At 49.2% G+C, this 25961-nt stretch carries 24 protein-coding genes; 6 read left to right on the top strand and 18 right to left on the bottom strand.

The window, feature by feature from the left end:
- Positions 1-442: 442 nt before the first annotated feature.
- The 4 genes from CGRAC_RS04435 to CGRAC_RS04420 all read right to left on the bottom strand — a co-directional run bounded on the left by CGRAC_RS04435 (position 443) and on the right by CGRAC_RS04420 (position 4686).
- Positions 443-1489 carry an alpha/beta hydrolase gene (locus CGRAC_RS04435; RefSeq protein ID WP_005871951.1) on the bottom strand — a complete coding sequence of 349 codons (1047 nt, stop codon included), beginning with the start codon at positions 1487-1489 and terminating at the stop codon, positions 443-445.
- Between the two features lie 67 nt (positions 1490-1556).
- Positions 1557-2144 (bottom strand): NUDIX domain-containing protein, encoded by a 588-nt coding sequence (locus CGRAC_RS04430; protein WP_005871952.1) that lies wholly within the window; start codon positions 2142-2144, stop codon positions 1557-1559.
- On the bottom strand, positions 2129-3508 hold the full coding sequence (mgtE, locus tag CGRAC_RS04425; protein ID WP_005871953.1) for a magnesium transporter: 1380 nt from the start codon (positions 3506-3508) through the stop codon (positions 2129-2131). Before mgtE ends, CGRAC_RS04430 begins: the two co-directional genes overlap by 16 nt.
- An 8-nt stretch (positions 3509-3516) precedes the next feature.
- On the bottom strand, positions 3517-4686 hold the full coding sequence (locus CGRAC_RS04420) for a peptidoglycan DD-metalloendopeptidase family protein (protein ID WP_005871954.1): 1170 nt from the start codon (positions 4684-4686) through the stop codon (positions 3517-3519).
- Between the two features lie 138 nt (positions 4687-4824).
- Here CGRAC_RS04420 and CGRAC_RS04415 point away from each other — a divergent pair, with 138 nt between their 5' ends.
- Both CGRAC_RS04415 and CGRAC_RS04410 read left to right on the top strand, forming a co-directional pair.
- Complete coding sequence (locus CGRAC_RS04415; protein WP_005871956.1) at positions 4825-5553, top strand: plasminogen-binding N-terminal domain-containing protein; 729 nt, start codon at positions 4825-4827, stop codon at positions 5551-5553.
- Positions 5546-6928: an FAD-linked oxidase C-terminal domain-containing protein gene (locus CGRAC_RS04410; protein ID WP_005871958.1), complete on the top strand. Its 1383-nt coding sequence runs from the start codon at positions 5546-5548 to the stop codon at positions 6926-6928. Before CGRAC_RS04415 ends, CGRAC_RS04410 begins: the two co-directional genes overlap by 8 nt.
- Positions 6929-7568: 640 nt before the next feature.
- Here CGRAC_RS04410 and CGRAC_RS04405 read toward each other — a convergent pair.
- From CGRAC_RS04405 to ilvC, 7 genes are all read right to left on the bottom strand, one after another.
- Complete coding sequence (locus CGRAC_RS04405) at positions 7569-8255, bottom strand: tetratricopeptide repeat protein (protein ID WP_050346315.1); 687 nt, start codon at positions 8253-8255, stop codon at positions 7569-7571.
- A 776-nt stretch (positions 8256-9031) separates the two neighbouring features.
- On the bottom strand, positions 9032-9400 hold the full coding sequence (locus CGRAC_RS04395; RefSeq protein ID WP_005871970.1) for an EthD domain-containing protein: 369 nt from the start codon (positions 9398-9400) through the stop codon (positions 9032-9034).
- Between the two features lie 462 nt (positions 9401-9862).
- Positions 9863-10255 carry a Holliday junction resolvase RuvX gene (ruvX, locus tag CGRAC_RS04390; RefSeq protein WP_005871972.1) on the bottom strand — a complete coding sequence of 131 codons (393 nt, stop codon included), beginning with the start codon at positions 10253-10255 and terminating at the stop codon, positions 9863-9865.
- A gap of 126 nt (positions 10256-10381) precedes the next feature.
- Positions 10382-10594: a hypothetical protein gene (locus CGRAC_RS11830; protein WP_143297846.1), complete on the bottom strand. Its 213-nt coding sequence runs from the start codon at positions 10592-10594 to the stop codon at positions 10382-10384.
- A gap of 499 nt (positions 10595-11093) precedes the next feature.
- Entirely contained in the window at positions 11094-11882 is a 789-nt protein-coding gene (locus tag CGRAC_RS04385; protein ID WP_005871976.1) for a DNA-processing protein DprA, read from the bottom strand.
- Positions 11866-13071: a divergent polysaccharide deacetylase family protein gene (locus tag CGRAC_RS04380; protein ID WP_005871977.1), complete on the bottom strand. Its 1206-nt coding sequence runs from the start codon at positions 13069-13071 to the stop codon at positions 11866-11868. The genes CGRAC_RS04385 and CGRAC_RS04380 overlap by 17 nt, the downstream gene beginning before the upstream one ends.
- A 13-nt stretch (positions 13072-13084) precedes the next feature.
- Positions 13085-14107 (bottom strand): ketol-acid reductoisomerase, encoded by a 1023-nt coding sequence (gene ilvC / locus CGRAC_RS04375; RefSeq protein WP_005871978.1) that lies wholly within the window; start codon positions 14105-14107, stop codon positions 13085-13087.
- A 138-nt stretch (positions 14108-14245) separates the two neighbouring features.
- Here ilvC and proC point away from each other — a divergent pair, with 138 nt between their 5' ends.
- Positions 14246-15202 (top strand): pyrroline-5-carboxylate reductase, encoded by a 957-nt coding sequence (gene proC / locus CGRAC_RS04370; RefSeq protein WP_005871979.1) that lies wholly within the window; start codon positions 14246-14248, stop codon positions 15200-15202.
- A gap of 692 nt (positions 15203-15894) precedes the next feature.
- Here proC and CGRAC_RS04360 read toward each other — a convergent pair.
- On the bottom strand, positions 15895-16533 hold the full coding sequence (locus CGRAC_RS04360; protein ID WP_040304074.1) for a DUF6630 family protein: 639 nt from the start codon (positions 16531-16533) through the stop codon (positions 15895-15897).
- Between the two features lie 175 nt (positions 16534-16708).
- Here CGRAC_RS04360 and CGRAC_RS04355 point away from each other — a divergent pair, with 175 nt between their 5' ends.
- The 3 genes from CGRAC_RS04355 to CGRAC_RS04345 all read left to right on the top strand — a co-directional run bounded on the left by CGRAC_RS04355 (position 16709) and on the right by CGRAC_RS04345 (position 19642).
- Positions 16709-17431, top strand: a complete 723-nt coding sequence (locus tag CGRAC_RS04355; RefSeq protein ID WP_050346314.1) for a YwqG family protein — start codon at positions 16709-16711, stop codon at positions 17429-17431.
- 327 nt (positions 17432-17758) lie between these two features.
- Positions 17759-18568: an SMI1/KNR4 family protein gene (locus CGRAC_RS04350; RefSeq protein ID WP_005871989.1), complete on the top strand. Its 810-nt coding sequence runs from the start codon at positions 17759-17761 to the stop codon at positions 18566-18568.
- A gap of 144 nt (positions 18569-18712) precedes the next feature.
- Complete coding sequence (locus CGRAC_RS04345; protein WP_040304076.1) at positions 18713-19642, top strand: DUF4299 family protein; 930 nt, start codon at positions 18713-18715, stop codon at positions 19640-19642.
- A 337-nt stretch (positions 19643-19979) separates the two neighbouring features.
- Here CGRAC_RS04345 and CGRAC_RS12480 read toward each other — a convergent pair whose 3' ends face one another.
- The 6 genes from CGRAC_RS12480 to CGRAC_RS04310 form a co-directional block, all read right to left on the bottom strand.
- Positions 19980-20960, bottom strand: coding sequence for a DUF3137 domain-containing protein (locus CGRAC_RS12480; protein ID WP_005871993.1), 981 nt, complete (start codon positions 20958-20960; stop codon positions 19980-19982).
- A 142-nt stretch (positions 20961-21102) separates the two neighbouring features.
- Positions 21103-21531, bottom strand: a complete 429-nt coding sequence (locus tag CGRAC_RS04335) for a hypothetical protein (protein ID WP_005871994.1) — start codon at positions 21529-21531, stop codon at positions 21103-21105.
- Positions 21532-22002: 471 nt separating this feature from the next.
- Complete coding sequence (locus tag CGRAC_RS04325) at positions 22003-22785, bottom strand: tetratricopeptide repeat protein (RefSeq protein ID WP_005871996.1); 783 nt, start codon at positions 22783-22785, stop codon at positions 22003-22005.
- 209 nt (positions 22786-22994) lie between these two features.
- Positions 22995-23798, bottom strand: coding sequence for a tetratricopeptide repeat protein (locus CGRAC_RS04320; RefSeq protein ID WP_005871998.1), 804 nt, complete (start codon positions 23796-23798; stop codon positions 22995-22997).
- 140 nt (positions 23799-23938) lie between these two features.
- Positions 23939-25735, bottom strand: a complete 1797-nt coding sequence (gene argS / locus CGRAC_RS04315; protein WP_005872000.1) for an arginine--tRNA ligase — start codon at positions 25733-25735, stop codon at positions 23939-23941.
- Between the two features lie 5 nt (positions 25736-25740).
- Entirely contained in the window at positions 25741-25953 is a 213-nt protein-coding gene (locus CGRAC_RS04310) for a twin-arginine translocase TatA/TatE family subunit (RefSeq protein WP_005872003.1), read from the bottom strand.
- Positions 25954-25961: the final 8 nt, after the last annotated feature.

The following is a 25961-nucleotide window of genomic DNA, read 5'->3' as shown; positions in this document are numbered from 1 at the left end:
TGGATAAAATTTGAGCGCGGCAAATTAAAATTCTACGAGATAGAATTTCGTATGGTAGAATTTTGCGCGGCTAAAACATACGGCGCCATCAGGGCATAAATATAAAATTTAGACTTGAAATTTATAAACGGCTGCGGGGATAAAATTTCACAGAATTTTATCGCGGCTAAAACATACGGCGTTGCAGCCTAGCGCAAATTTTAGTTTGAAATTTACAGCACCTACGCGCTAGAAAGAATTTAACGCTACCAAGTCGGCTCTATGCTTACGCTAACGGTGCGCAAATTTTGATTTGAAATTGCGCCCTTGTTTTGGTGCCGTGTTTTGCCGCTATAAAATTTCATGAGATTTTACGGAGACCGAGCCCGCGCGGAATTCTACGTAAAATTTTAAAATTTAGCGGTCGAATTTTGCGTGGAATTTTACGCCGAGCTCCGCTAGATTATTGCAGTCTCTCTTTTAAAATTTCCCAAATACGGGGCATTGCCAGCAGTCCATTATGCCGCGCGTTTGGTATTTCATAAAATAGATCGCCCGCCTTAAGAGATCCCGCAAGATCGCGGCAGTGCTGCACCGGTATCAGCTCATCTGCGGCTCCGTGGATGAGCGTGATCTGAGTGCCGCGTGCCGCTTGCAAAAATTCCGCAGTCGGAATCTTATAGCGGATCAAAAATTTCGGCACGAAGGGGATTTTTTCATGCGCGAGCCGCTCGAAGCTAAAATAGGGCGCGAGCAAAATCAGCCGCGTCGCGTCCCACTTCGCAGCCTGCTGCGCTGCGATGCCGCTTCCGATCGAGTAGCCGATCATCGCGAGCTTTCTTGGCGAATGCTGCGCTAAAACGTAGCGGCTCATCGCATCCGCGCTCGTAAAAAGCTGCTGCTGCGATGAAATTTTGCCGTCCGATTTGCCGTAGCCCGGGTAATCGAAAATATAAAAATCGTATCCCAAAGCCGCAAAATCCGCGCCGTATGCACCCCAGCCGCTCACGTCGCCGAAGTTGCCGTGAAAGAACAAAATCGCGCCTTTAGGCTCTGCCGCGCTAAATTTCAGCCCGTTTATAGACCCGCCCCCGAACGGGATATTGATCTCTTGAAATTTTATCACAGCGACGTTTGCGTTATTGCCCGTAGCGGCATCCTGAGAAGTATTTTCACCGACGCGCTCGGAGCTAGTTTGGGTGTTTTCACTTTTAATCTCACCCGCTGCGGCGCCGCTTTCTTTTGTGCCGCTCGCTGCGGAAGCACCTTCATCCGCGCTGCTCTTCGTAGAGGCGCTATTTTGCGTAGCGGATGCCCGCATATCTAAATGCGCGCCGCTCTCGGGAGCGTTTACAAGTCCTGTAAATTCGGAATTTTCAAAGCTAAATTTGAAGTTTTTATCTAGCGGCTCGCCCAAAAATATCAGCCGCTCCTGAAAGATATAAAGTCCCGCCGCGATCGCTGCATAAAGGCACGCCACGATAACGCACAGCCTAAGTAAAACCCTCATCGCCGTCCTTTAAATTTAAAGCCGAGACGCAAAAACGCGCGATGGCACACGAAATTCCATCTCGCCGCTAAGCTTTAAACTCGCTCAAAAACCATTGAAATGCCAAGATCAGCCCCGGCGCGCGCACGATCTTTTCGTCGAACATAAACTCACGCACCTTGGCTGCAGGCAGGTAGAAAAGCTCGATCTTCTCGCCGTCCACGCCGCCGCCGCTACCTAGCTTCATCGATTCGTCGATGCACGCGAAGTATAAAATTTGACGGTTCGCCGCAAAGCCAAGGGCGCTATAGTAGCTCGTGATAAATTTCAGATCTTTCACGGCATATCCCGTCTCCTCGAGCACCTCTTCGATCGCCGTTTGTTCCTCGCTGATGCCCTTATCTAAAATGCCAGCGCAAAGCTCATAGGTGTAGCCCTTTTCGGGCGAATTTATCAAATTTTCCTCTTGATAAAACCACACGCTGGGGCGAAACTGCTTGACGAGCAAAAGCGCGTCGCGCTGCGTATGATAAAGCAAGATCGAGACGCTATCGTGCACCTTTACGCAGTCCCACGCGCGCGCTACGCCGTCCATTTCAAAATTTAAGCGAAAGGGTTTAACGAAATTCGAGCTTTTAAGCTCGGAAATTTTAAAATTTTTTATAGTAGTATCCATGTCGCAAGTCCTAAAAAGCTAAAAAATCCCACGATATCCGTTACCGTGGTAAGCAGCACGGAGCTGCCGACGGCGGGGTCGATATTTAATTTTTTAAGCGTGATCGGAATGACGGCGCCGAAAAGCCCCGCAAGCGTTAAATTTAGCACCATCGACATCGCAATCACCAGCCCCAAAAGCTTAATGCCGAACCAAAAATACGCCACAAACCCCATCAGCGTAGCAAAAATGAGGCCGTTTATGAAAGCGATTGTGATCTCGCGAAAGAGAACCTGCTTTTTGTCTTTAAACGCTATCTCGCCCAAGGCTAGGCGGCGCACGGTTACGGTAAGCGCCTGCGTGCCGGTGTTGCCGCCCATGGAGGCGACTATTGGCATAAGCACGGCGAGTGCGACCAGCTTTTCGATAGTAGCGTCAAAAAGCCCGATGATCGTGGAGCTTACGATCGCCGTGCATAAATTTACCGCTAGCCACACAGCGCGCGCGCGACCTGCTTTAAAGATCGTAGTCTCATCATCCTCCGCTTCGTCATCGACGCCCGCGAGGTTGTAAATTTGCTCGGTGGCGCGCTCTTGGATGAGATCGTGGATATCATCGGCGGTAATCCGCCCGATGAGCACGCCGTTAGCATCGACAACGGGGATGACGTTAAGGTCGAACTCCTCAAAATCCTTGATTACGTCGTCGATCTTATCGGTATCGGTAGCGAAATGGATTTTATTTTCGGCGCCGAATTTTTGTGAGATTTGCTCCAGTGTGAGCGAAAAATCATATAAAATCAGATCGGACGTCGAAAAGGTAGTAAGCAGATGTCCCTTTTTATCGAGCACGAAGAGCTGAAAGACGTTTTCGATCTCGTCCTTTTCGCGCATAACGCGCAACATCTCGACCGCCTGCCCCAGAGTCTGATCCTGCCTGGCGCTAAAGACCTCGGTCTGCATATACGCGCCCGCCTCATCTTCGCTATATTTGGAGATAGTAAGAATATCGTGGCGATCGTCCTCATCAAGCCCGTAGAAAATCTGCTCGGCCTTGTCCTCGTCGATTTCGCCGATGTTTTGCAAAAGCTCCGCCTGATCGTCGCTTTCGAGCTCCTCGATCGCTTTGACGATCTTTTCGTGAGGCAGAGTTTCGATGACATCTTCGAGCATATGCTCGGGCATCTCAAGCGCAGCATCAGCAAGATCCTCAGGATCTAGCTTTTTTAAGAATTCTACGTATTTTTCTTCGTCATGCTTTTTTAGAGTTTTTAAATGCTCCGTAAGATCGGCGGCGCTTAGCTCATGCTCAAGCGTATCGTCCAGATGCGCATCAAGGAGCGCTTTGGCTTCCTCGACGTCGTCCAGCTGCTCTTTATTTTCCATTTTCAGCCTTAATTTATCGTGATAAGCGACTCGTAGTTTTCAAATTTAGCAGGGTTTTTCGAGCCGTCTTTAGCCGCAGCCATTCTGGCGTCCATATCTTTGACGAGGGCTTTAAATTTAAGTTCCTCAGCGCTTATGACGTTAGTTTTTTCAATCTTGACTACCTTAAGCGGATCTATCGCCTGCTTATTTTTATAAAGTCCGAAGTGCAGATGCGGTCCCGAACTAAGCCCGGTCGAGCCCACGTAGGCGATTAACTGACCTTGCTTGACGCTAACGCCTGCTTTTGTGCCGCTAGCAAAGCCACTAAGATGCGCATAAAGCGTGCTAATACCGCCTCCGTGATTGATTTCGACGGTATTGCCGTAGCCGTTTTTACGCCCTACGAAGCTAATCTTGCCCGCCCCTGCTGCATTTACCCTAGTGCCTTTGGGAGCTGCATAATCCACGCCTAAGTGCGCGCGATATCGCTTTAAAATCGGATGAAATCTTTTAGGGGTAAAATAGGATGAAATTCTAGTATAAACAAGCGGCGTGATTAGTAGAAAAGATTCGACCTTTTTACCGCTTCGGTCATAGTATTTATCGTCGAAAAAATATAGCGATTTGGGCTTTTTATTTTCCTCGATCATTCCTGCGGTGATATTTACTCCGCCAAAAGGCTTGCCAAGGCGCGTTTTTTGCTCGTATAGAATCACGAGCCTATCGCCCTTTTGCAGCTTTTTAAAATTTACCTCGTTTTTAAAAACAAGCATAAACTCATTCGCTAAAGCTGCATTGCCCGTAGCTTTGATGATGTCTTGATAGGGCGAGCTTTCGATCTGAATTCCTAAAGAGTAGCTGTTTTCCTCATAAACTATCGGAGTATAAACGAATCTAAAAGTGCCGAATTTATCGCGGTATATGTGGATCTGAAGCTCCTCACTGACGGGGATTAACAGCTGGGAGACGCGACCTGCTGGATCACGTAAAATTTGACACTCCACGCCCGCGCGCACCTCAGCGGCAAGCTCTTGGTCTTCTTTATCCAGGTCGTAATATACAGATGCGGGGATGCCCGCAGTTTCCATAAATTGCAGAAGACTCACGCCATCTGGCCAGGCAAACTTCTCTACGCTGGGGTTGTTCGCAAAAACTACGCCTATCCACAGAAAAAGCAATATAAAAATTCTAGTCATATAAAACCGCTTTGAAATATTATTTTAAGGCGGGATTGTAACGAAAAAACGCTTATATTTCGTAAATACCGCGGAATTTTATCGCTAATTTCAAAGTTTTATGTATAATTAGCCAAAATTTTATTCAGGAGTAGAATTTTGAAAAAAGCTTTACTTATTTTAGGTCTATTTTTAAGCGCGGCGACAGGGGCGGAATTTAACATGCCGCGATACGAAACCGCCCTACTTAGCGTAGCGGATGGTTCGGGCGAGATCACAGATAGCCCTACGATTGCCGTAGGTAGCAGCGGAGTGGTGATGCATAATTTCGGTAGCGGCGCAAGCTCCATCATCGCGCGCGCAGTCGTGACGCAAAAAAGCGCAGGCAAGGCGAAGGTGCGATTTGAGGTCTTTGATATGTTAGCTCAAGAGGCGCTGCCACTGCCTAAAATTTTACCCTCAAGCGGCGATAAAGTGATCTTAAATTTCCTCTATAACCGCGCCATAATCGTCGCACCTAACGCTGAAATTTACGAGCAGGTTATCAAGGCTTTTCCGAATATAAATTTTATCCACCCAGATCTTGGCGGCGCCTATCTTAGCTACAACCACAAGCCAAATCCCAGCCGCGACGATTTTCGTAAAATTTGCGCGCAAAACAGCGCCGGACTGATTTTTATCGCGATGGATAAACAAGGCGTATTTGCCGACTGCGGTAGTTTCAAGCCTTTGCGTACGTTTGCTAGCGGCAGTGTGGCTTATTATCAGCTGCCATTTTACTCGCGCGTGGGCGAGATAAAGACCGTCATTTGGGATTTTACTAACGGCCCGATCAGCGATTACGACAAGCACTACCGCTATTTGCTGGGCTTAGACGGCGATGAATAGTGCCGCGCAAGCGTTTTTTACAAATCTATTAGGTGCGGATAATGCCTATTTTGACGAGGCTCATCGTACGGCATACTGCTACGACGCGACGAAAAGACGCTGCCTGCCGGACGGCGTGCTTTTCCCGCGAAGTGAGGACGATGTCAGTCAAATTTTAAAATTCTGCAACGAAAATTTAATCCCCATAGTTCCAAGAGGCGCAGGTAGCGGTTTTACGGGTGGATCTTTAGCCGCAAACGGTGGAGTGATTTTGGCATTTGAAAAACATATGAATAAAATTCTAGAAATCGACATGCAAAATCTACTCGCCGTAGTCCAACCCGGCTGCATAAATATCGATCTGCAAAAAGCAGCTGCAGTGCGCGGGCTTTTTTATCCGCCCGATCCCGCAAGCCAGGATTATTCCACGCTAGGAGGCAATGTCGCCGAAAACTCCGGTGGCATGCGCGCCGCAAAATACGGCATCACCAAAGACTACGTAATGGCACTGCGTGCGGTACTGCCTAATGGAGAGGTGATCCGAGCGGGCAAACGCACTATCAAAGATGTCGCAGGCTTCAACGTGGCAGGAATTTTAATCGCAAGCGAAGGCGCGCTTGCCATCATCACCGAAATCACGCTCAAACTAATCCCGATGCCAAAGCTTAAAAAGACTGCGATGGGCGTCTTTCCTAGCGTAGATGCGGCAATGAATGCCGTGTATAAGACGATGGCTGCCGGTATCACGCCCGTGGCGATGGAATTTTTAGACGCGCTGTGTATAGCCGCGGTCGAGGAGAAATTTCACAAAGGCTTGCCAAGGGATGCGGGCGCGATTTTGATCTGCGAAACCGACGGCAATTTAGAAGCAGTGCTTTTGGAGGAGCTCGCACTCATAAAAGAAATTTTCGTTCAAAACGGCGCGAGCGACTTTCGCATCGCAGAAAGCGAAGAGGAGCGCGCGGGCATTTGGTTTGCGAGACGCAACTGCTCGCAGGCGATCAATATCTACGGCACGCTTAAGCTAAATGAGGACATCACCGTCCCGCGCTCGCAGCTGCCCGAGCTACTGCGCCGTATCGCGCGCATCGGCGATAAATACGGCGTGCGCGTGCCCTGTTTCGGGCACACGGGCGACGGCAATGTCCACACCAACGTCATGGTCGCCGACAAAAAAGATGAAGCTCAAGTGCGACGCGGACATGACGCAATCACCGAAATTTTCAAAGCTGCAGTTGGTCTTGGCGGTACGCTCAGCGGCGAGCACGGCATCGGGCTAAGTAAGGCGGAATTTATGCCGCTAGCTTTTAGCGCAGCAGAGATGGAGCTATTTCGCGCGATCAAAAGGGCGTTCGATCCAAAAGGCATCTTAAATCCCGGAAAAATGGGGCTTTAAATTAGGATCGTCATCCAACTTATACGGTGATTTGAAATCGATTTATCCCGCTTACCCCATCTAAAATTTTACTTTCTTACAATATTTCTGCTTAAAATTTATCTTGCTTGCAATTTAGCTTATTTACAGGCACTTCGAGTTAGTTTCAAGCTTGATCTACCCATTTACAGATCGATTTTGCTTGCTTTGCGATGAATAATTTTACTTGTTTATTGATAGATTCCATCCACTTGATAATTGATTTTGCTTACTTCGCAGATTGATTACCTCGTGCGATCTTTTTCGGATATTTTTGCCATATCAGCTGTGATTGCATAGCTACTCGCTAGTTTGCGCAATTTTTTCGCTTTCAACGATATATAATTTAGCACCATGATTATGATGAAATCCCTATATCGCGATGGATAAGTCTATGACAAGTTAAAATTCTGTCAATAAAATCCACAGCATAGATTAAATTCTAAACTTCCAAGATACTGAAATTTTAAAATCGCTATCCATCGCCATTATCGCAATATGCGGAATCTCAGCAATAAAATTTAAAGACAAAATTTCACGAAATTTCATAAAATCCCATAAAGCTCCGCAAAATTTCTATACTAATTTCGATCTCGCCGTATTATCTAGCTAGCCCTGCCATCTATTTAGTAGCATTAGCCTCGCTTGCATTTATTTTATTCATCGCAGCTACTACGTTGCAGCTAAACTCCGCCCCCAGTTTGCAAGCCTTGTCGTAGTAGATCATCGCTTTATCCAGATCCGGCTCGCCAAATTCCTTCTTTGAATACGCTAGCCCGACCCTTTGGCATCCCTCTGCCAAAGCAGCATCGCAAGATTTGAGGAAAAACTTAAGAGCGCCCTGATAGTCTTTTTCTTCGTAGCTAGCGACCGCAGCATTTAAGCAGCCCTCGCCTAGTCCCAAATCGCATGATTTGGCAAAAAACGCAAATGTATTTTTCTTATCCGCATTTTTATAAGAGATTATCGCGGCGTTGTAGCAAGCTTTGGCGGCTCCCAGCTCGCACGCTTTGGAATAAAACCGCGCGGACTTGCCCTTATCTTTCGTAGTTTTATATAAATTTTGCTCGTCGTAATATAAATCCCCCGCGATAGCACAGCTATTTTCTAGCCCCGCTTCACAAGCTTTTTCAAATGGCTTTTTTGCCGCCTCATAATCGCGCTCCTCAAGCAAATATGTTCCATAGTCTTCGCACGAATTAGCCCTACCGATGCCGCATCCGACAAACGAGACCCCCTGCGGGAAAAATATCTGCGCGAGCAAGTAGGCTGCTACGATTAGTGCGGTAATCGACGCTAAAATTTTCATTTTTGCTCCTTTTAAATTTTAAAAATAATTATAGCAAAAAGCGAGGGATAAAATTTTAATTTTTGATAATAGCTGTGAAATTTACGGCGAAATTCCTGCAAAATTTCTATCAAAATCCCAAGCAAAATTTTAAATAAAATTTTAAACGGAGCTTTGAGCGGAATTTTAAAAAGACAAATTAAAATTTTAATTGCAAGATTATTTTTATGGCTGGCTTGCCTCAATTTTTACTCGCACCGTCTATGCGGCATCCACGGCGCCTACAGTTTTTATAAAAAAACATTTAATCCTTGAGGTCTGAAACACCTACGGACTCTACAATGGTAATTTATCAGAGCGACATTCTAATGTGTAAAATATTTTGTCGCGTACCAAACCCGCGACAAGCATCTTGCCGCGCCATAGAAAATTTTTGAAAATTTCGCATTGCTGCTTAGAAATTTTAAAAAATTTTACGCAGCCAGCCTTTAAATTTTATCTTAGAAATCGGCTTGCCTATGCCAAAATCGCAAGCGTAATGCGTCTTTAGGCGTTTTGGCTCCAATACCCAGGCTTCTTAGATCTACACCACTTAGATATATGAGCCTTAAAATAATTTAGGCCGCGCAGTATCTGTATAGCGCATGTAAATTTCATCTATGTAGACTGCGATTGCGATTTTAGCCGCGCAAGCCTAGTCTGTAAAATTCCACCCATTTTAAAACTAGAATGCCACACAGAATTCTATCCATTTAAAGAGCTTTACTTCAAAATTTATTCGCTGCAAGCCGCGCTCCCTAGTGCTCAAACTCTATCACAGCCTCCTCCTCGCCGAACCACATCACGGAGTTTTTCATATCGCAAAACCTCGCCTCATCCGCCATCAGCTCCGCTAGCACCGCTCGCGCCGCCTCGCTGTTTCGCGCATCCGCAAACGCTTGCACGCTCTCATACCACAGCTCACCCATCGCATCGTAGTTAAACGCTGCCGTCTCGCGCTTGGTGCTCTGTCCCTCGATAAAGATAGGCATAGTTTTTGCATAGCGGACGATATTTAGCCCCTTTTGATTAACCAAAACCTTTTGCGAATGCGCCGCCCAGTGTGCCACAAACTCCTGCTGCGTGATACCCGGTGCCCTTTTTACTAACATCGTGATCTTAAACATAACCGCTCCCTAAATGAAATTTATCGCAAAATTTACGCCCTATTCTATGATGCATCCGCGTTTTTGCAATTTTGCTTAGCATTCTTTGCGTCTAAATAGACCTTGAAAAAACTTAAAATAGCAGCCGTGCGCGCGAGCACAAATCGCCAAAATGCATAAACCTCACTACTTAAAGCTCAAACCGCTGTCAATCTCACTCGGTTTAACCACCTAAAGCGTCATTTACGGCTACAGTCAAAATAAATTCCGCAGGCTCTTTGCAGGCAAAGCAAAATTTCGCCAGGCTTTAGCGGGCGATGAAATTTTATCAATCTCTAACGAGCATAAAATTCCGTCCGTTTTAGGTGAGCGAGTAAAATTTCGCGGCCTTTCAAACGGCGACAAAATAGACAAACGGCAAAACAGACGAGTGGCAATTCTATCTTGCGCCGCCGCGCGCAAATTACATCACTACGCGCGTGCCTAGCCCATGCTCGCCAAAAACCTCTGCAAAATTATCGTCGCGGCGATGCTATCAAAGCGCGGATCCTTGCCGCCGCCCTTAGCGCATTTACTCGCAAACTCCGCCGCTTCGGCGCTCGAAAAGCTCTCATCTTGAAATTTTATCTCGCCGTCAAAATCCAGCAGCGAGGCGAAGTGGCGTATGCGCCTGCTCATCTCCTCCTCGCTCGCCCCGCCGCGCGGCACGCCCAGCACTAGCACGCTGGCACCCTTTTCGCGCAGCAGTTCGCTTAGCTCGCGCGCGGCTTGGGTGCGGTTTTTGCGCAGGATCGGCTCGCACGGAAGCGGCGTCTTATCATCCGGTGCCGCTGCCACGCCGATACGCTTAAGCCCAAGATCGATCGCAACTATCAAATTTCATCCTTTACTTACATTAAATTTTATGGAATTTTACGGAATTTCGCTATTAAAATTATGCCACCAAAATTCCGCGATCGGAATTTCATAACTAAATTTTATCGCAGAATTTAGCTGCGGAATTTATGAAATTTTATACGAAATTGACATAAATTTCACTCGCTCGCGCCGCTTGCGAGCTATTAAATTTAGCGTGCCGCGAGCTTCAAATTCCAAAATTTCGATCGCCGCGCCGACTTGGTACATCCGCACTGAGTCCGCGCGAGCTGCATGTAAGCGACACCCAAACTCACGGCAGCCATAAATCCTGCCGTGCAGATACAGACGTGCAACCAACCCACCCCACGCAAAATCAAAATTTTAAAGCAAACCCACGCTCACGCGGCGGAGCAGATACAAGTCCCTACGCTTTATAACTCGTAAAATTTTGCTGCCACGCTCAAAATTTTTCCTTGCGGCAAATTTAGCCTACCACACTCGCGCTGAAATCCGCAGCCAAATTTACCCGCAAAAATTTAGCATGATAGGCAAACAAACATTTAAACGCTATTTCAGAAAATTTCATGCATTTTAACGCTTAAATTCCACGCCGCAAAGTATTTACAAATTGCGCGTGGCATTCACAAACCGATCATTACCACAAGCGGGGCGAGCGGCGCTGACAAACAAACCGCGCGAGTTTGTTTTAAGCTCAAGTGCTACTTGTAGAAAGTAAAATTTTATCAAGCCGCCTTTTTCTAAATTTAAACTCCGACCGCGCAGACTTGGCACCATGCAAACAAGCCGTGCCGGCGGGCAGCACCCGATCAAACCACGGCAAGCAAGCGCCCGCCGGCTACTTTGCCACGATCTTTGCGCCTAAAATTTCGATCCTGCCTTCAAGCTCGTATTCGTAAATTTTATCGCCGAAGCGCTCGATCGCCGCTTGCAGATCGGAATTTATCGCTAAAAATTCCATCACCTCATCCTGCGTGCGCTCAGTGTTTTGCGGCGTCTGCGGAGCCAAAGAGGCGACAAACTCGCCAAAATCCGCAATCAGCCGCGCCTGAGATTTTGCGAGCAGATCATTCGTGCCCGCGCTCTCGTCCATTCGGTGCGGCAGTACGTACACGGGCACGCCCATCTCGCGAGCCAGACGCGCGCTTTGCAGCGAGCCACTGCGGGGCTCGGCTTGAGCGACGATCAGCGCTTCGGACAGCGCCACGACGATGCGGTTGCGCTGCAAAAACTGAAATCCGCGCGCGCTCACGCCGTCCTCGTACTCGCTAAGCGCGAGGCTGCGCTCGTAAATTTTGCCGATCATGGCGGCGTTTTGCGCGGGATAAATTTGATCAAGGCCGTTTCCAAAAACCGCGATCGTGTTTGGAAACGCCCCTTCGTGCGCGGCTATGTCGCAGCCGATCGCCGCGCCGCTTACGACGCAAAAGTCCGCATCGCTCAAGGCGCGCGCGAGGCGCAGGATCAAATTTTTGCTATAAACGCTCATCTTGCGCGAGCCCACGATCGAGATGCGGCGCTTTTGCAGTAGCGCCGGCTCGCCCCTAAAATACAGCTGCGCGGGCTCGCTCGCACCAAGCCTTGCTAGGCTTTGAATTTTAAAACTAAGCTCACTCGTAGTACTCATAGATTTCGTCCAAATAGACCAAATCGACCTCGCCTAAGATGTCGGAGCTGTTTGCAAGCGCGCGCAGAGTGGAGCTTTTGGGATGGCCGATAGCGATGGCGTAACCCTGCTTTTTAGCAAGCGCGACGGCCTCGCGCAGCTTTTTGCGCACCGCGGCGACGCTGTTTTGATTATCTAAAAACACATCGCGATGCACATATCGCATGCCAAACCCATTCATCGCCGCCTTGGCCTTGGTAGCGGGGCTCGTGCGAGAGTCGATAAATAAAAATCCATGCTCGTTCATCGCGCGCAGCAGATTTTGCATCGCGCGCTCGTCGGCTGTAAATTTAGAACCGGTATGGTTGTTTATAAATTTAGCGTTCGGAAAGTCCGCGCGCAGCTTGGCTATAACGCCGCGCAGCTTCTCATAATTATCCGAAGCTCGCAGCGTCGCGGAGTTATTTTTGGCAGAGCTTGCCTCCATCGGCAGGTGGATCGCGTAATGCTCAAAGCCGCGAGCGAGCGAGCGCGTGTCCTTGCGCTGATACTCCGGCGGGAAGATGGACGGCGTCACGCGCACGGGAAGAGCAGCGATTTTTTGCGCCTGCTCGTCGGTGCCTACGTCGTCGATGATGATCGCTAACTTTGCGCGAGAGCCTGCGGGCAAAGCCTTGCGCGGCGATTTAGAAAGATCGTCTGCGCTGCCGGAAGCAGGACTTTGTGCAGTAGAATTTATGGAATTTTCTGAAGCGGAATTTGCCGCGGTAAAATTTACGTCCGATCCGTCACCTGCCGAATTTACGGCGGCGGAATTTGCGGAAGCCATAGAATTTGCGGAATTTTGTGAATCGCCGTTTGAAGAATTTTGCCTCACTAAATTTTGTCCTGCAGAATTCTGCCGTGCGGGCTCGATACTCATCTTCGGCGCGGTTACGTTTTGCTCGGCGATCTTATCAAGCTCCTTTTGAATCAGAGCTTCCTTCTCCGCAGCGCTTAAACGCGGCTTTTTACCGCGAGGATCGGAAGTGCTCTTGGAAGCTTGTTTGCGCGAGCTCTGCTGCAACGCAGCTTTATTGCCCGAAAATACGAGATCCAAAACCGCGTAGGTAACCGCGCCGCTTAAAAAGCATAAGATTACGACAAAGGCGATCGCTATGTAATTGATCGGGCGCTTTTTGCGGTGCCCGCGTGGATTTGCATTAGCCAAAGCTCAGCCGAAATCAGTTTTTATCTTTGTTTATGAGTTTGCCTTTGGCGATCCACGGCATCATCGCGCGAAGCTTCTCGCCGGTTTTGCTAAGCAAGCTATTTGCCGTGATATTGCGCTCGGCGTTCATCCGCACGTAGCCCGCCTTGCGCTCGAGGATGAAGTCTTTTGCAAATTTGCCGTTTTGAATCTCCTTTAGCACCTCTTTCATCGCCGCTTTGCTGCTTTCGTTTACGACGCGGTTACCGCTTACGTAATCGCCGTATTCTGCGGTGTTTGAGATCGAGTAGCGCATATCTGCCATACCGCCTTGATAGATGAGATCCACGATCAGCTTCATCTCGTGCTGGCACTCAAAATACGCCATCTCAGGCTCATACCCCGCCTCGACGAGGGTCTCAAAGCCCGCGTTGATGAGCGCGCAAAGTCCGCCGCAAAGCACAGCCTGCTCGCCGAAAAGATCGGTCTCGGTCTCTGCTTTAAAAGTAGTTTCGATGATGCCGGTGCGGCCGCCGCCGATCGCGCTTGCGTAGCTTAGAGCAAGCTCTTTGGCTCTGCCGCTTTCGTTTTGCGAAACAGCGATCAGCATCGGCACGCCGCCGCCGCTTACGAACTCATTACGGACGGTGTGGCCCGGGGCTTTCGGAGCGATCATAATGCAGTCAATGCCCTTTGGAGGGACGATCTGTCCGAAGTGGATATTAAAGCCGTGCGCGAACGCGATCGCGTTGCCCTCGCTTAAATTTGGCTCGATTTCCGCTTTGAAAATGTCGTTTTGAAACTCATCAGGCGTTAGGATCATTACAAGATCGGCTGCTTTCGTAGCCTCGCCGACGCTCATTACTTTAAAGCCCTTTGCCTCGGCCTTGCTCCAGCTCGCGCCGCCCTTTTTTAGACCCACGATGACCTCTACGCCGCTATCGCGCAAATTTTCGGCGTGAGCGTGCCCCTGCGAGCCGAAGCCGATCATAGCGACCTTTTTAGCCTTAATCAAACCCAAATCGCAATCTTTGTCGTAAAAAACATTTATTGCCATAACGCATCCTTTTTTAAAAAATTTAGGCGAGATTGTAGCTAAAATTTGCTTTTACGTAGATAAACCGCGCGCCGCAAGGGCGGATAAAGAAATTTTGAGCTATCATTGAGGCATAATTTAGCTTTAAAAGGAGCGAAAATGAAAGTGGGGTTTATCGGCGGCGGAAATATGGGCGAGGCGATGATCGCAGCACTTTGCGGAGCCGGCGGACGAGATTGCGCGGCGAGCGGAGAAAATTTTGCAGAGTATAAAGAAAATTTCGCGCACGGCGGGCGAAATTTTATTTCCGATACTCAAAATTTTACCGCTTGCGAGCGGAATTCCGCAAATTTAGAGCAGGATTTTGCGAGCCACGAACGTGATTCCGCCTGCGCGCAGTCCGACTCCGATACGAAGCTTCAAGTCCTAGCCTACGCTAGAAGCAAAAACGAAGCCTTGCGCAAGCGCTACGGCGTGCAAATTTTGCAAGACGAGGCGCAACTGGCGCACGCTGCGGATATGATCGTGCTCGCGACCAAGCCCGCTAGCTACGAGGGGATTTTGCGCCTGATCGCGCCTGAGCTCGCGGGCAAAATCCTGCTTCTTTTGGCGCCGAATTTCAAGCTAGAGCGCGCCCAAAATATCGTAGGTGCGGACGTTCTCGTAGCCCGCGCAATGCCAAACGTCGCCGCGGGCATCGGCGCATCGGCTACGGCGCTGTGCTACGGCGAGTATTTTGATGAGGCCAGTCGGGAGATCGTGCGAGCGCTAGCCGCCAAAATCGGCAAATTTTACGAGATAGACGAGGCTTGCTTTGCTGCATTTACGGGGATTGCAGGTAGCCTGCCTGCGTATGTGTGCGCCTTTATCGAGGCGGCGGCGGATGCGGGCGTGCGAGGCGGACTGCCGCGGGCGCTGTGCTACGACGCGGTAGCGGCGGCGGTAGAGGGCACGGCGCGCCTGGTGCAAAGCGGCAAGCGCCCATCGGAGCTCAAAGACGCGGTTTGCTCGCCTGCAGGCACGACGATTGAGGGACTCGCGGCGCTGGAGGCTGCGGGGTTTCGCGCAGCGGTGATGGCGGCGATCGAGGCGTGCATCGCCAAAGCTCGCAGTTAGCCTTTCGCCGCACGTCGTCGGTTTCGGATTTCAAACACGGCGCGTTTAAGGGCGCGCTAATATCAGAATTCTTTTCGGGCGCTCTCTAGAGAAAATTTTGTCTTATTTTTATCGAATAAATTCGTCGCTTCTACGGTGGCAAAATTTACTAGCCTTATGGTAAACGAGCTAACAAGCTCGTATTGCATTAAAATTTTAAAATTTAGAGATTTTAGTTCAAAATTTTACGATTAAAATTTTAAATTTACAGGATTATAAATTTAGTGATCGCAACAGAGCTAAATTTTGATTTTAACGAAATAGGCTTGATGTCTGTGACCATTAAAATCAAAATTTAGCGTAGCATGAACGGATACGTCCGCGACTGCGAACTTGAGAGGCAAAAACGTAAAAGCGAAACGTAAGCGCTAAAAGAGGGCGTCCTGCACTGTGGTCTTGCGAAATACAAAGGCAAGCCGCAAAATTTCGCCGCTCGCGTGAATAGAAAACCAAAACTAGCCGCGGAAGCGTATTTTACTACCGGAGCGAGCCGTATCAAAACGCATTTCGCCGCCCCGGCGAGCCTTAAATTTAAACTACGCTTCGCCGGCGAGCTGCAAACCAAACCTGTGCGCCAAATCCTGTCAATCTGCGCAATAAAATTTAACTTTCATCTAGTCAGAACTTCGCACGCAAAACCGCGATAAGCAAGATCAGATAAATTCCTTCTCTAAAGGCTGCATCGCATTGCCGTCTGCGTCAAAAAGCACCCGCCCGCAGACCTCGCAAACCTCGTCTCTTGGCGACGGCTCGTCCGCATCCAGCTGCCACGCGGACATCTCGCCGCACTCGCAGTTTATAACGTAAAGGATCTGCCTTTTGCGGCGCTTGCCCCACGGCGCGATATCCCAAAATAGCTCCTCGCGCTTGCCTAGCTTTTTAAAATCTTTCTCGGCGTCCTTGTGCGCGACGAGCAGATAGTAAGCGTCGCTATGAAGATCCAAAGTAAAGAGCCTAAAATAGCTCTTCTTCAGCGCTTTTTGAAACTCGTTCATCAAAAATAGGCTCGCATCGCCGCGCTCGAAATCCTCTTTTTTTGCTTCTTTTTCGAGCCTTGCGTAAATTTTATCGCACTCTAGTGACACGCCGCTTTGCAGCGCACCTAGCCTAGAGCTGATAAATTTGCCCACATCGCCCGTCTCGTCCTCGCCAGCCCAGTCAAGCATCCAAACAAGCCCTTTACCGATAAGCGCGTTCAAAAATTCACCGTCATTCATCTCGCCTATCTTCTCAAAACCGCCCGTCTCGCCCGCCGTCAAATGCTTTAGGACGCAGCACTGATCTTTCGTCATTTTCGCTCCTTTGATTAAATTTACCGCTTACGTGGGTCTGTTTAAATTTTACTTCCAAAAAGCTTTAATCTTACTTTTCGCAACTTCTTACGCTGCAAATTTGGCTCGCGGCGGCGGGTAAAATTTACGCTATAATTTCACAAAAGCGCTAAAATTCCAACCGAAAAGGACGCAAATGCAAATGGATCTGCAAGAAAAGATTAAGGAGCTGCAGCGCAAGATCGCGCGCGAAATCACCTATTTTCAGACGGGCGGAGTGAGGCCGCGAGGCGCGATCGATGAGTGCTGGATCGGCCGCGTGCTCGCTTGCGCGGCGGACGAGGAGCTGCCTGTGGATCAAAACGACGCGCCGATGCTCCCTCTAGCGCAGTTCTACCTGCCCGCGCTGCCCTACGTGCCGCAGATCTTGGACGGCGTCAAGCTGCTTACGGTCTTCATCTCGCAGGATCTCATCGGCAAATTTGATGATGATATGGACGGCCTGTGGGCAATCCGCGAGTATAGCGACGTAAGCGAGCTCGTCATAAAGGAGCTTTCAAATCCGCGCTCGCAGATAAGACCCTTCCCTTTGCAGCCCAAATTTGCCGCGGACGATACGCCCGTTTGGGACGGCGGCGGGCTGGAGCCTGACGTCGTGCACGAAATTTTGGAGCTTAAAAGGTCGGTAGGGCTTTATTATTCCGATGTCACGGCTGGGCTGGAGTATTACAACTGCACGAAGCTCGGCGGCTACCCCTCCTTTTGCCAGTCCGGAGTGAGCTTCGGCGAGGGCTATCAGTTCGTTTTTCAGGTCTCTTCAGACGAAAAAGCTAATTTTAACGTCATTGACGGCGGCAGCTTGATGTTTGCCAAAAACCCGCAAAGCGGCGCATGGAGCCTGTATTATGATTTCGATTAGGCGCGCGAAAGGCTTTAGCTCGCTCGTAAAATTCCGCCGCTTCAAACGGACGCCGGGAGCGAGTAAATTTACGATGAAATTTTATCGGCGTGCGGCTTTGAGCCCGCTCGGTGCAGATTAAATTTAAACGGCGGCGCACCCCGATCGAGATTAAATTTAAACTGCCGAAAGACGAGCCGTATAGATGCAGGCGAGCCGAATACGGCGAGCGGATCGTAAAAAATTCGGCGCCGTAAAATTTTAAAATTTATAGCCTGAGATTTCGGCTTCGAGCTTGAAATTTAAGGCGCGCTTGAAATTTTAACCTGCAAATTTAAAGGAGCGAAAATGAACGCAAACGAGCTTGCAAACATCTGGCGCAAGCCTATCTACCTGCCATATCTACAAGATCCGCTCACGCCCGAGGCACTGCGAGCCGCGGAAGAGGAGCTAGGACACGCCCTGCCGCGCGAGCTAGTCATGATGCTAAGCGTGCAAAACGGCGGCTACCTACGCTACGAGCTAGAGGGCTACCCGCTGGACGCCGTCAGCGGCATCGGCGAGGCGCATCCGTCGCTTACGCGCTTTAGCTGGGGCGAGGAGCGCGAGTGCGTGAGCTTCGAGCTTGACGGGCTGGTGCCCTTCAGCGGCGACGGACACTGGTATCTGTGCCTGGACTACCGCACGAGCGAACAGCCTGCGGTCGCCTACATCGACGTCGAATGCGACGAGCAAAGCATCATCGCGCAGGATTTCGCTTCGTTTTTGGCGCTTTTGCGGCTCGATGCGAGCGGCAAGCTCGCGCTGCAAACGGGACTTGATCTAGACGGCACGAAGGCGCGGCTGGAGGAAATTTTGAGCGTGCGCGCTAAAGCCGCCGATCCGCAGCTTTACGGCTTTATCGTGTATAATTTCGCTCGCGAGGGCGGCATGCTGAGCCTTAGCCCGAACGAGGTTCGGCTCGGATTTACCAGGCGGGGCGAGCGGCGGTTTAAAGAGCTTAAAAACTTTAGCGAGCCCGCCCTGCGCTATGCTGAGCTGGATGCGAGCGCGATGATACTGGATGTTTTCAAAGAGGAGCTGATGGGTGAAATTTTGCGCAAGCTAAATGATGCTGGCTTGTGCGCACAGAGCCTAAAAGACGCGATCGGCGCGTAAGCTTTTGCGATTAGTGATGTAGCTTTGTGAGGGCTGCGACGCACGCTTGTGCAACCAGCAATGCGGGCTTGCGAGCACAAATTTAGCTCGCCGCGGCGGGTAAAATTTCGCTATAATTTTGCCAATTTAACAAAGGAGAAAAGGGTGAGCGTAGAATTTCACGTCAAAAATAAAAAGCGCCCGCTATTTATGGGCTATTCGGACGCCATGAGCGTAGGCAAGGCATTGGAGCTCCTGCCCGATCTATCGGTATTTGACATAGACGAGAGCGCCGAGGGCTTTGACGAAAGGGCGTTTTTAAAATCGCCTTTGAGCGAGCAGGAGTGCTTGATTTTGGGCGTGCGGGGCAAGAGCGGGCGCGGAATGGAGCTAAGATATGACGAGGAGCGGCAAAGTTACGCCGTGCGCGTAAATACGCCCGCGACGGTCTTTGATTGGGTTTTGGCGATCTCATATCTACAGGCGCTATCCAAGCAGCTGCAAAGCGAGATCGCGGATGAAAACGGCGAAATTTACACCCCCGACAGTATAGAACAATTCGACTACGAGCGCGATATATCGGCGGGACTGCATTCGATAGATCAGCACTTAAGCGGCGATACCGAGGTAAATTTTTGCTACGGAGTAGAGAGGCCTTTTGCGATAAACCGCGCGATGATGGATGAAATTTTAGCCTCATACAACCCCTCTGCCGAGTTTAGCAAGCGACTAACCGAGGTGCAGTACCTTGGCGCTTACAGCGCGCGCCAAAGGTTTTATCGAAATGGAGATGACGGCACGATAATGGGCTCATACGCGCTCACACAAGACCTGCCTACCATCCTGCCCTACAAACCGTTTGTGGAATGGCAAAACACCGAGATGCTGAAAAATAACGACGTCGCGCGCTGGCAGATCGCGCTCATAGGCATAGATGGCGACGAAAACGACGCCGATAACTACCATGCGATCGCCGAGCTGGAATACGACGAGTTTATCGCGCGCCTGCCGAAGCAAAACTACCGCTTCATCGATGCAAGCTATATTTTGGTAGGTGGGCTAAACGCCGAACAGCTAAAGGCGCTGGCAGGCTAAATTTTACTTGCGGCGAAATTCTACAGAATTTTATCGAGGATTGACGCCGCAAAATTTAAAGCCATCGAGGCTTAACGCTGCAAAATTTCAAGCAGCGGAATTTGCGGTAAACTTAGCGGTATGTAAAATTCTAAGGAGGCGGAATTTTATCGCAGCAGCATTTTTAAATTTATATCACGGTGAAATTCCGTCGTGATAAAATTTAGAAAGTCTAAATGAAAAAGACCTGCTACGATCTAAAATTTACGATAACGACGAAATGCCGGGCATGCTGCAAGAGGACATCGAGGCGCTACCGTAGTGCAAGCGGATTTTATCCGCCAAATAGCGTCGCGCGTTAATCAGCCAAAATCGCCGCCCTACTTAAATCCGGGTTCAAGCTTAGCTCATCTATGACCCGCAAAAGCTCTAAAATTTCATTTTTAATCCCCGCGGCGTCCTCTAAGCTCGGCGGCGGCGAAAAGAGCGTTGTTTCAAACTTATTCTTCGCTCCGTTTAAAAATAGATAAAGCTTATCGTCCATAAACGCCGCGCTCAGCCCCATTTTCCCCGCGAATTTTTCCTTTAGCTCTCGCAGACGCTGCATAAACGCGGGCGTCAAAAGATACCGCGCCTCTACTTTATCATCCGCAAAGACCCTAAATTCTTTGCTAAAAAACAGGTCGTCCATCTGCTCTTTTTCGCCCAAAAATCTGGTGTTTAGCGTGCGGCTCGCGACTATAGTTTGCCCGCTAAATTTCTTGTAAAACTCGCAGACCAAGACCGAGCCGCTGAACGCCTGCATATCCTTCATCGTCGACCAAGCAAAAACTATCGCGGAGAGTAAATTTAGCGCCGCCGAATCGCTTAGCTCCAGCGTCGCGCCGTTTGGGATATTGATCGCTTCACTGAGGCTAAATTTGACGCCTTTATAAATGCCGCTGATTTGGTCTTCGGCGCGAAACTCATCGGGCGAATAGATGCCGATTTTGCGAAATTCTTTACGGCTGATGCCGGCATTCGGATCGTAGCTAAAATTTGGATCTGTGCTCCGAATAGCGGCGCGGACGAAAACGTCTTTATAAAACGCTTTGTAATCCCCCAGCTCGTCGATCACTCGGCTCGCGTTAGCCATTAGCGCAGCGAGAAAAAACGGGATATAGATAATGATGAAAAATAGCGGTGCAAGGCGATTTTCAAAAAGATGGCCTACGGCAAATCCGCCGCCCACGGGCAGTATAATTATAAATAAAATCCCCAAAAACAGATACTTTACAAATGCTAGCCGGCACTCTTTTTGCTTTTTTGCGGTGGCAACTATCGCTTCGTTTATATTCAAAATTTTACCTTTTTCTAAATTTGCGCGGCGGATTTCGCGCTCGGAGCGAATTTTAGCAAAATTTACTCCGCAAAGATACGGCGAGCGTGAGTGAATTTTATTCGGCGGATTAAATTTATGAAATTTGTGTCGCAGCGGCGATCTACCTGGACGTGCGCTGATTTAGCCACATTTTAAGATTGCCCACGCCCTCTTTTAGCACCCCAAATCCTGCCGCGGCAATACAGATAAAATTAATTAGCGAGCCCCTCCCGCCGACGTTTAAAATCCCAAAGCCCACGATCCACAGCGCCGCGCCGAAGCCAAGCGTGCACACGGCGGTCGCGATCCCCAGCTTGCGGCGCAAGGGGCTTGGCTTGCGCGCTACCCAAACTCGCGTAATCACGTAGCTGCCCGCATATCCTCCGCGGATGAAATACGCGCGCGCAAGCTCGCCCTCCTCCACGGGGATATCGTTAAACTCGCCGCGCAGCTTCACGCCGTCTATCTCGAAAAATACCCAAATTTTGCTATTTCCTCTTGCAGCATGAACGCGGAGATTTCGAACCTCGCCCGTGATCTCATATTCCAACTTGTCTCCTCAAACAGCTTTGCGCTTTGCTTCCGCGCTAAATTCCGCGCCGTAAAATTTTAAAATCTAAAATTTGCCTTGCTTACAGCGCCGTCCATAAAATTTTAAAGTCGAGATTCTGCAAGCCCTAAATTTAGAGCTAAGCCTTAAAATTTCATAGCGATAGAATTTCAAGTAAAGCTCCGCCGCTAAATTTGGCTAATCGCATGCACTGACTATTGCGCCTTGCCGAATTTTGCACGTCGCAAAATCGCGGCGAAATTCCGCGCCGTAAAAGCTCACAAATCCGCCGCGGCAATATCGCAAGCAAGCCCATCGCAAAAACCAATACCGCGCGACGAGCAGTACAAATATGCTATGAAAGGCGGATAGCGCAAAATAGACGCCATACGACAGACGACGAGCAATATAAAACAGACGGCGCACGGCAAGCAGTGTAAACTAACAAACGTGCGCCGGGCAACCAAGCGCCTACTTCTTTAAAATTTCGTTTTTCATGAATTCGTAGAGCTGACAGGATTTTTTATTGCCCGCGTCGCAGCCCTTTTTGACCCATCCAAGCCCCTTGGAAAATCCGCGCAGATCCCCCTTGCTCACATACAAATAGCCTAAATTATTGCAGGCATCGCCGTAGCCCAGCTCGCAGGATTTAGTGTAAAGCTTCTCCGCCTTGTCGCGATCCTGTGGCGCGCCGAGGCCCTTATCATACGCAACGCCGGCGTTATAGCAGCTATCCAATAGCCCTCCGTCGCAACCTCGCTCGAAAAAGCTTACCGCCTTTGCCTGATCCGCCGCGAGCCCAAAACCGCCCGTGAAATAGACCACGGCCGCATTGTGACAACTTTTGGCATAGCCCAAATCGCAGGCCTTGACATAGTGCCGAGCAGCCGCAACGAAGTCCCTACTCAGGCGCCCTTGCTGATACAGGTTGCCTAGCTTATGACAAGCTACGGCGACGTTTTTATCGCAGGCTGCGTCATAAAATACTCCCGCTTGCGTCGCATTGCCCTCGCCGTCGTATAGGGCTCCCAGATCAAAGCAGCTATCTTTCTCACCCGCCTCGCAAGCCTTGGCAAGAGCGGGCTTGGCGCCGTCGTAATCTCCGCGGGAGAGCTTGTCGCGCCCCAGCTGCGCGCAGCTTACGCCATCGCCGCGGTAGCACTTAAACGATAAAACGGGTGACGGCCAAAAAAGCACTATAACCAAGATGCAAACGGCAATCGAAAGCGCCGCTATGTCGATGATCTTTCTCATATCTATCCTTTTTGCGGCGATGCGCAAATTTTAAATAACGCACTAGTAAACCTATAGTGCATTATTGCAAGCAAGACGTTAAAATTTAAACAGCACAAGAAAGCGCCTAGTTTAAACCAACCCGCAAGTCTATGATATTTTACGCAATAGCTTATCGCATTAAATTTAAACTGCTCAACCGTCTTTTATGCCAATGATGAAGTAAAATTTTAATTTTGCGGTTGATCTATTGAAATCGTGTCTTTTATCCACTGAAGCTTTTCACAAATTTTTTCATTCCCTAAGTCGCAAGCCCTCACAAAATAGTCTAACGCCTTGCGGAGATCTTGCTTTACATTCTGACTACCGCCAACGTACAAAACTCCGAGATTACCGCAAGCATAGGAAAAGCCTAAATCGCAGGCTTTCGTGTAAAATTCTATAGCTTTATCATAGTTCATCTGCGTCCCGTCGCCTTGCTGATATGAAAATGCGACGTTATAGCAGCTATCGAGTAAGCCATGTTCACAGCCTTTTTTAAAAAGCTCAAACGCCTTTTCGTGATCTACTTCTAGTCCAAAACCGCCCATAATGTATACACTTCCACCGTTGTGGCAACTTTTGCCATAGCCTAAATCACATGCTTTTTCATAAAATTTTACTGCTTTTTTATAATCCTTCTCCAGGAGGCCTTTTTGGTATAAATTTCCTAGCTTGTGGCAACTTACTGCTTTACTTTTCTCGCATGCTTTCAAATAAAATTTGCTTGCTTTTATAGCATCTACTTTATCGCCATTATCATATAGGGTACCTACTTCAAAGCAGCTATCGATATCTCCTAAATCACATGCTTTTGCGAATATTGTCCTTGAGCTTTCATAATCACCTCTTGATTGTTTATCTCGCCCTAGCTCCACGCAGCTTTTATTGTCGTCAAAATGGCATTTTAACGATAAAATCGGCGTAGGAAAAAGAATTTTAATTAAAACGCAAACGGCAATGACAAGAGCTACGATGCTAATTGTCTTTCTCATATCTAATCCTTAAATTATCCACTCATATCCATTAAAATTTGCCAGCAACTTTATGCTTATTGCAGAAAAACACAAGCGGAAAAGATTTCATATAAAAACACGATTTGAGTGAAATTAATATAAAATCAACTGATAAGAGCCTACATTTTCTCTTTCGCGCTTAGGCCCATCAGGGCAAACGCAGTGCGGATACTAAGCGCCACGAGCGCGAACAGCTTGAGTTTCGCGTCCTCGTTCTCGCTGCCTACGACGCGGTTTTCGTTGTAGTATTTGTGAAAGTCCGCCGCGAGCGCCTTTAGGAAATCGGGCAGCTTCTGCAAGCCGCGCGAATTAAATGCGTCATTTAAAATTTCATTCAAGCCAAGCGCCGCAAAAGCTAGGCCGAGCCCCGCTTCATCTAGCGTGCCGAAGTCCGCGCCCAAGACATCTGCCTCGCGTTTGCCCGCTTTGGTAAAAATTTGATTGACCCGCGCGTGAGCGTAGTTGATGTAAAAGATCGGATTGCTGCTGTCCTCGCGCGCAAGCTCGTCCACGTCGAACTCAAGCGGCGTCTCGCCCTTTTTGCTGATGAAGATAAATCGCATAGCATCCCTGCCGATCGCGGCGAGCACGTCGCTCATCAAAATCGCGTTGCCCGCGCGCTTGCTCATCTTGTAGGTCTGCCCGTCTTTGAGCAAATTTACCATCTGCATTAGGATGATCTCGAGCCTGCTTTCGTCGTAGCCCAGAAAATGCACGGCGGCCTTTAATCGCGCGATGTAGCCGTGGTGATCGGCGCCCCAGATGTTGATGCAGCGCTCATATCCGCGCTCAAATTTGTTGTTGTGATAGACGATGTCGCCCGCAAGATAGGTCGGGCGCGCATCCTCGCGGATGACGACGCGATCCTTTTCATCTCCGAGCTGCGATGAGCGGATCCAAATTTTGCTCTCCTGCTCATACATCTTGCCGCTGCGCTCAAGCTTCCTAATCGTTGGCTCAAGCTCGCCGTAGAGGCTCTTTTCGCTAGCCCAGTTTTGGATATGAATGCCGGCGTCTGCGAGATCTTTTTGGATGATCTTTAGCACTTCGTCCTTAGCGAACTCCGCAAGCTGCAAGATCCGCGATTCGTCGCGGAAAATTTCATCGCCGAATTGGGCGTGCGCAAGAGGGATAATCTCATCGATATACTCGCCGCGGTAGTATTTCTCGGGATAGCTCACGTCCTCGCCCGCAAGCTCGCGCGCACGAAGCGCGATCGAAGTGCCCAAAAGCTCGATCTGATTGCCCGCATCGTTGATGTAGTACTCGGTATCTACGCGGTGACCCAGATAGCCTCCGATGCGCGCAAACGTATCGCCGTAAACGGCGCCGCGCACGTGCCCGATATGAAGCGGACCTGTAGGATTGGCGCTGATGTATTCAAGCAGAATTTTTTGCGACGCGGCGGCGGAATTCCGCGCCTCATCGCATTTTGGCACAGCAACGGAATTTGACGCCGCCTCGGAATTCTGCGAAATAAAATTTTGCCTAGCGGCGGAATTTTGCGATTTGGCGGCGTCATTGCCGCTCGCAGCTAGATTTGCAGCAAAGCCGTTGCAAACAGGCTCGCCCGCGCAAATCCTTTCCGAAGCTGGTAAAATTCCACGTCCAAGCTCGGCGTCGTTTTTCGCAAAATCGCCACCCAGTCTAAGGGCATTTTCAGCAAGCGCACCCAACACGACGGGCTTTAGGTGAAAATTTAGATAGCCGTTCACCGCCGTGGCGCTTAGAATTTCGCTGTCTTTAAATTTAGCCGCAAGCTCCTCGGCGATAAGCTTTGGCGCCTTTCGCAGCTCTTTAGCCAGCGCAAAAGCCTCGGGCGAGGCGTAATGAGCCAAGCTTTTATCTTTGGGTTTTTCTAAAACGACTTTGCGAGATAAAATTTTAAAAATTTCATTTAAGACTAAATTTTTCAAATCCTTTACGCCTTTTTAGTATCGCTGATTTCGGCGTCTTTGATCTCTTGCTCCATCTTTTTCTCGACCTTTTGCGGTTCGTCGTCCTCTTCCATCTCTTTTTTGAAAGTCTTTATGCCCTTGCCCACGCCCTTTGCGAGCTCAGGGATCTTTTTAGCTCCGAAAAGTAACACGATGATCGCTAAGATAATTAGCAGTTGTTGAACGCTTACGCCCATTTTTTCTC

Origin of the sequence: Campylobacter gracilis (assembly GCF_001190745.1) — a bacterium.
GTDB lineage: Bacteria > Campylobacterota > Campylobacteria > Campylobacterales > Campylobacteraceae > Campylobacter_B > Campylobacter_B gracilis.
Note: the sequence above shows the minus strand (reverse complement) of the source record. Positions and strands in the feature narration are given on the sequence as shown.

Coding starts and splice junctions, on each gene's coding strand:
- CGRAC_RS04435 (WP_005871951.1), bottom strand. CDS start 1,489: ATGAGGGTTTTACTTAGGCTGTGCGTTATCGTGGCGTGCCTTTATGCA.
- CGRAC_RS04430 (WP_005871952.1), bottom strand. CDS start 2,144: ATGGATACTACTATAAAAAATTTTAAAATTTCCGAGCTTAAAAGCTCG.
- mgtE (WP_005871953.1), bottom strand. CDS start 3,508: ATGGAAAATAAAGAGCAGCTGGACGACGTCGAGGAAGCCAAAGCGCTC.
- CGRAC_RS04420 (WP_005871954.1), bottom strand. CDS start 4,686: ATGACTAGAATTTTTATATTGCTTTTTCTGTGGATAGGCGTAGTTTTT.
- CGRAC_RS04410 (WP_005871958.1), top strand. CDS start 5,546: ATGAATAGTGCCGCGCAAGCGTTTTTTACAAATCTATTAGGTGCGGAT.
- CGRAC_RS04405 (WP_050346315.1), bottom strand. CDS start 8,255: ATGAAAATTTTAGCGTCGATTACCGCACTAATCGTAGCAGCCTACTTG.
- CGRAC_RS04395 (WP_005871970.1), bottom strand. CDS start 9,400: ATGTTTAAGATCACGATGTTAGTAAAAAGGGCACCGGGTATCACGCAG.
- CGRAC_RS04385 (WP_005871976.1), bottom strand. CDS start 11,882: ATGAGTACTACGAGTGAGCTTAGTTTTAAAATTCAAAGCCTAGCAAGG.
- ilvC (WP_005871978.1), bottom strand. CDS start 14,107: ATGGCAATAAATGTTTTTTACGACAAAGATTGCGATTTGGGTTTGATT.
- proC (WP_005871979.1), top strand. CDS start 14,246: ATGAAAGTGGGGTTTATCGGCGGCGGAAATATGGGCGAGGCGATGATC.
- CGRAC_RS04360 (WP_040304074.1), bottom strand. CDS start 16,533: ATGACGAAAGATCAGTGCTGCGTCCTAAAGCATTTGACGGCGGGCGAG.
- CGRAC_RS04355 (WP_050346314.1), top strand. CDS start 16,709: ATGCAAATGGATCTGCAAGAAAAGATTAAGGAGCTGCAGCGCAAGATC.
- CGRAC_RS04350 (WP_005871989.1), top strand. CDS start 17,759: ATGAACGCAAACGAGCTTGCAAACATCTGGCGCAAGCCTATCTACCTG.
- CGRAC_RS04325 (WP_005871996.1), bottom strand. CDS start 22,785: ATGAGAAAGATCATCGACATAGCGGCGCTTTCGATTGCCGTTTGCATC.
- CGRAC_RS04320 (WP_005871998.1), bottom strand. CDS start 23,798: ATGAGAAAGACAATTAGCATCGTAGCTCTTGTCATTGCCGTTTGCGTT.
- CGRAC_RS04310 (WP_005872003.1), bottom strand. CDS start 25,953: ATGGGCGTAAGCGTTCAACAACTGCTAATTATCTTAGCGATCATCGTG.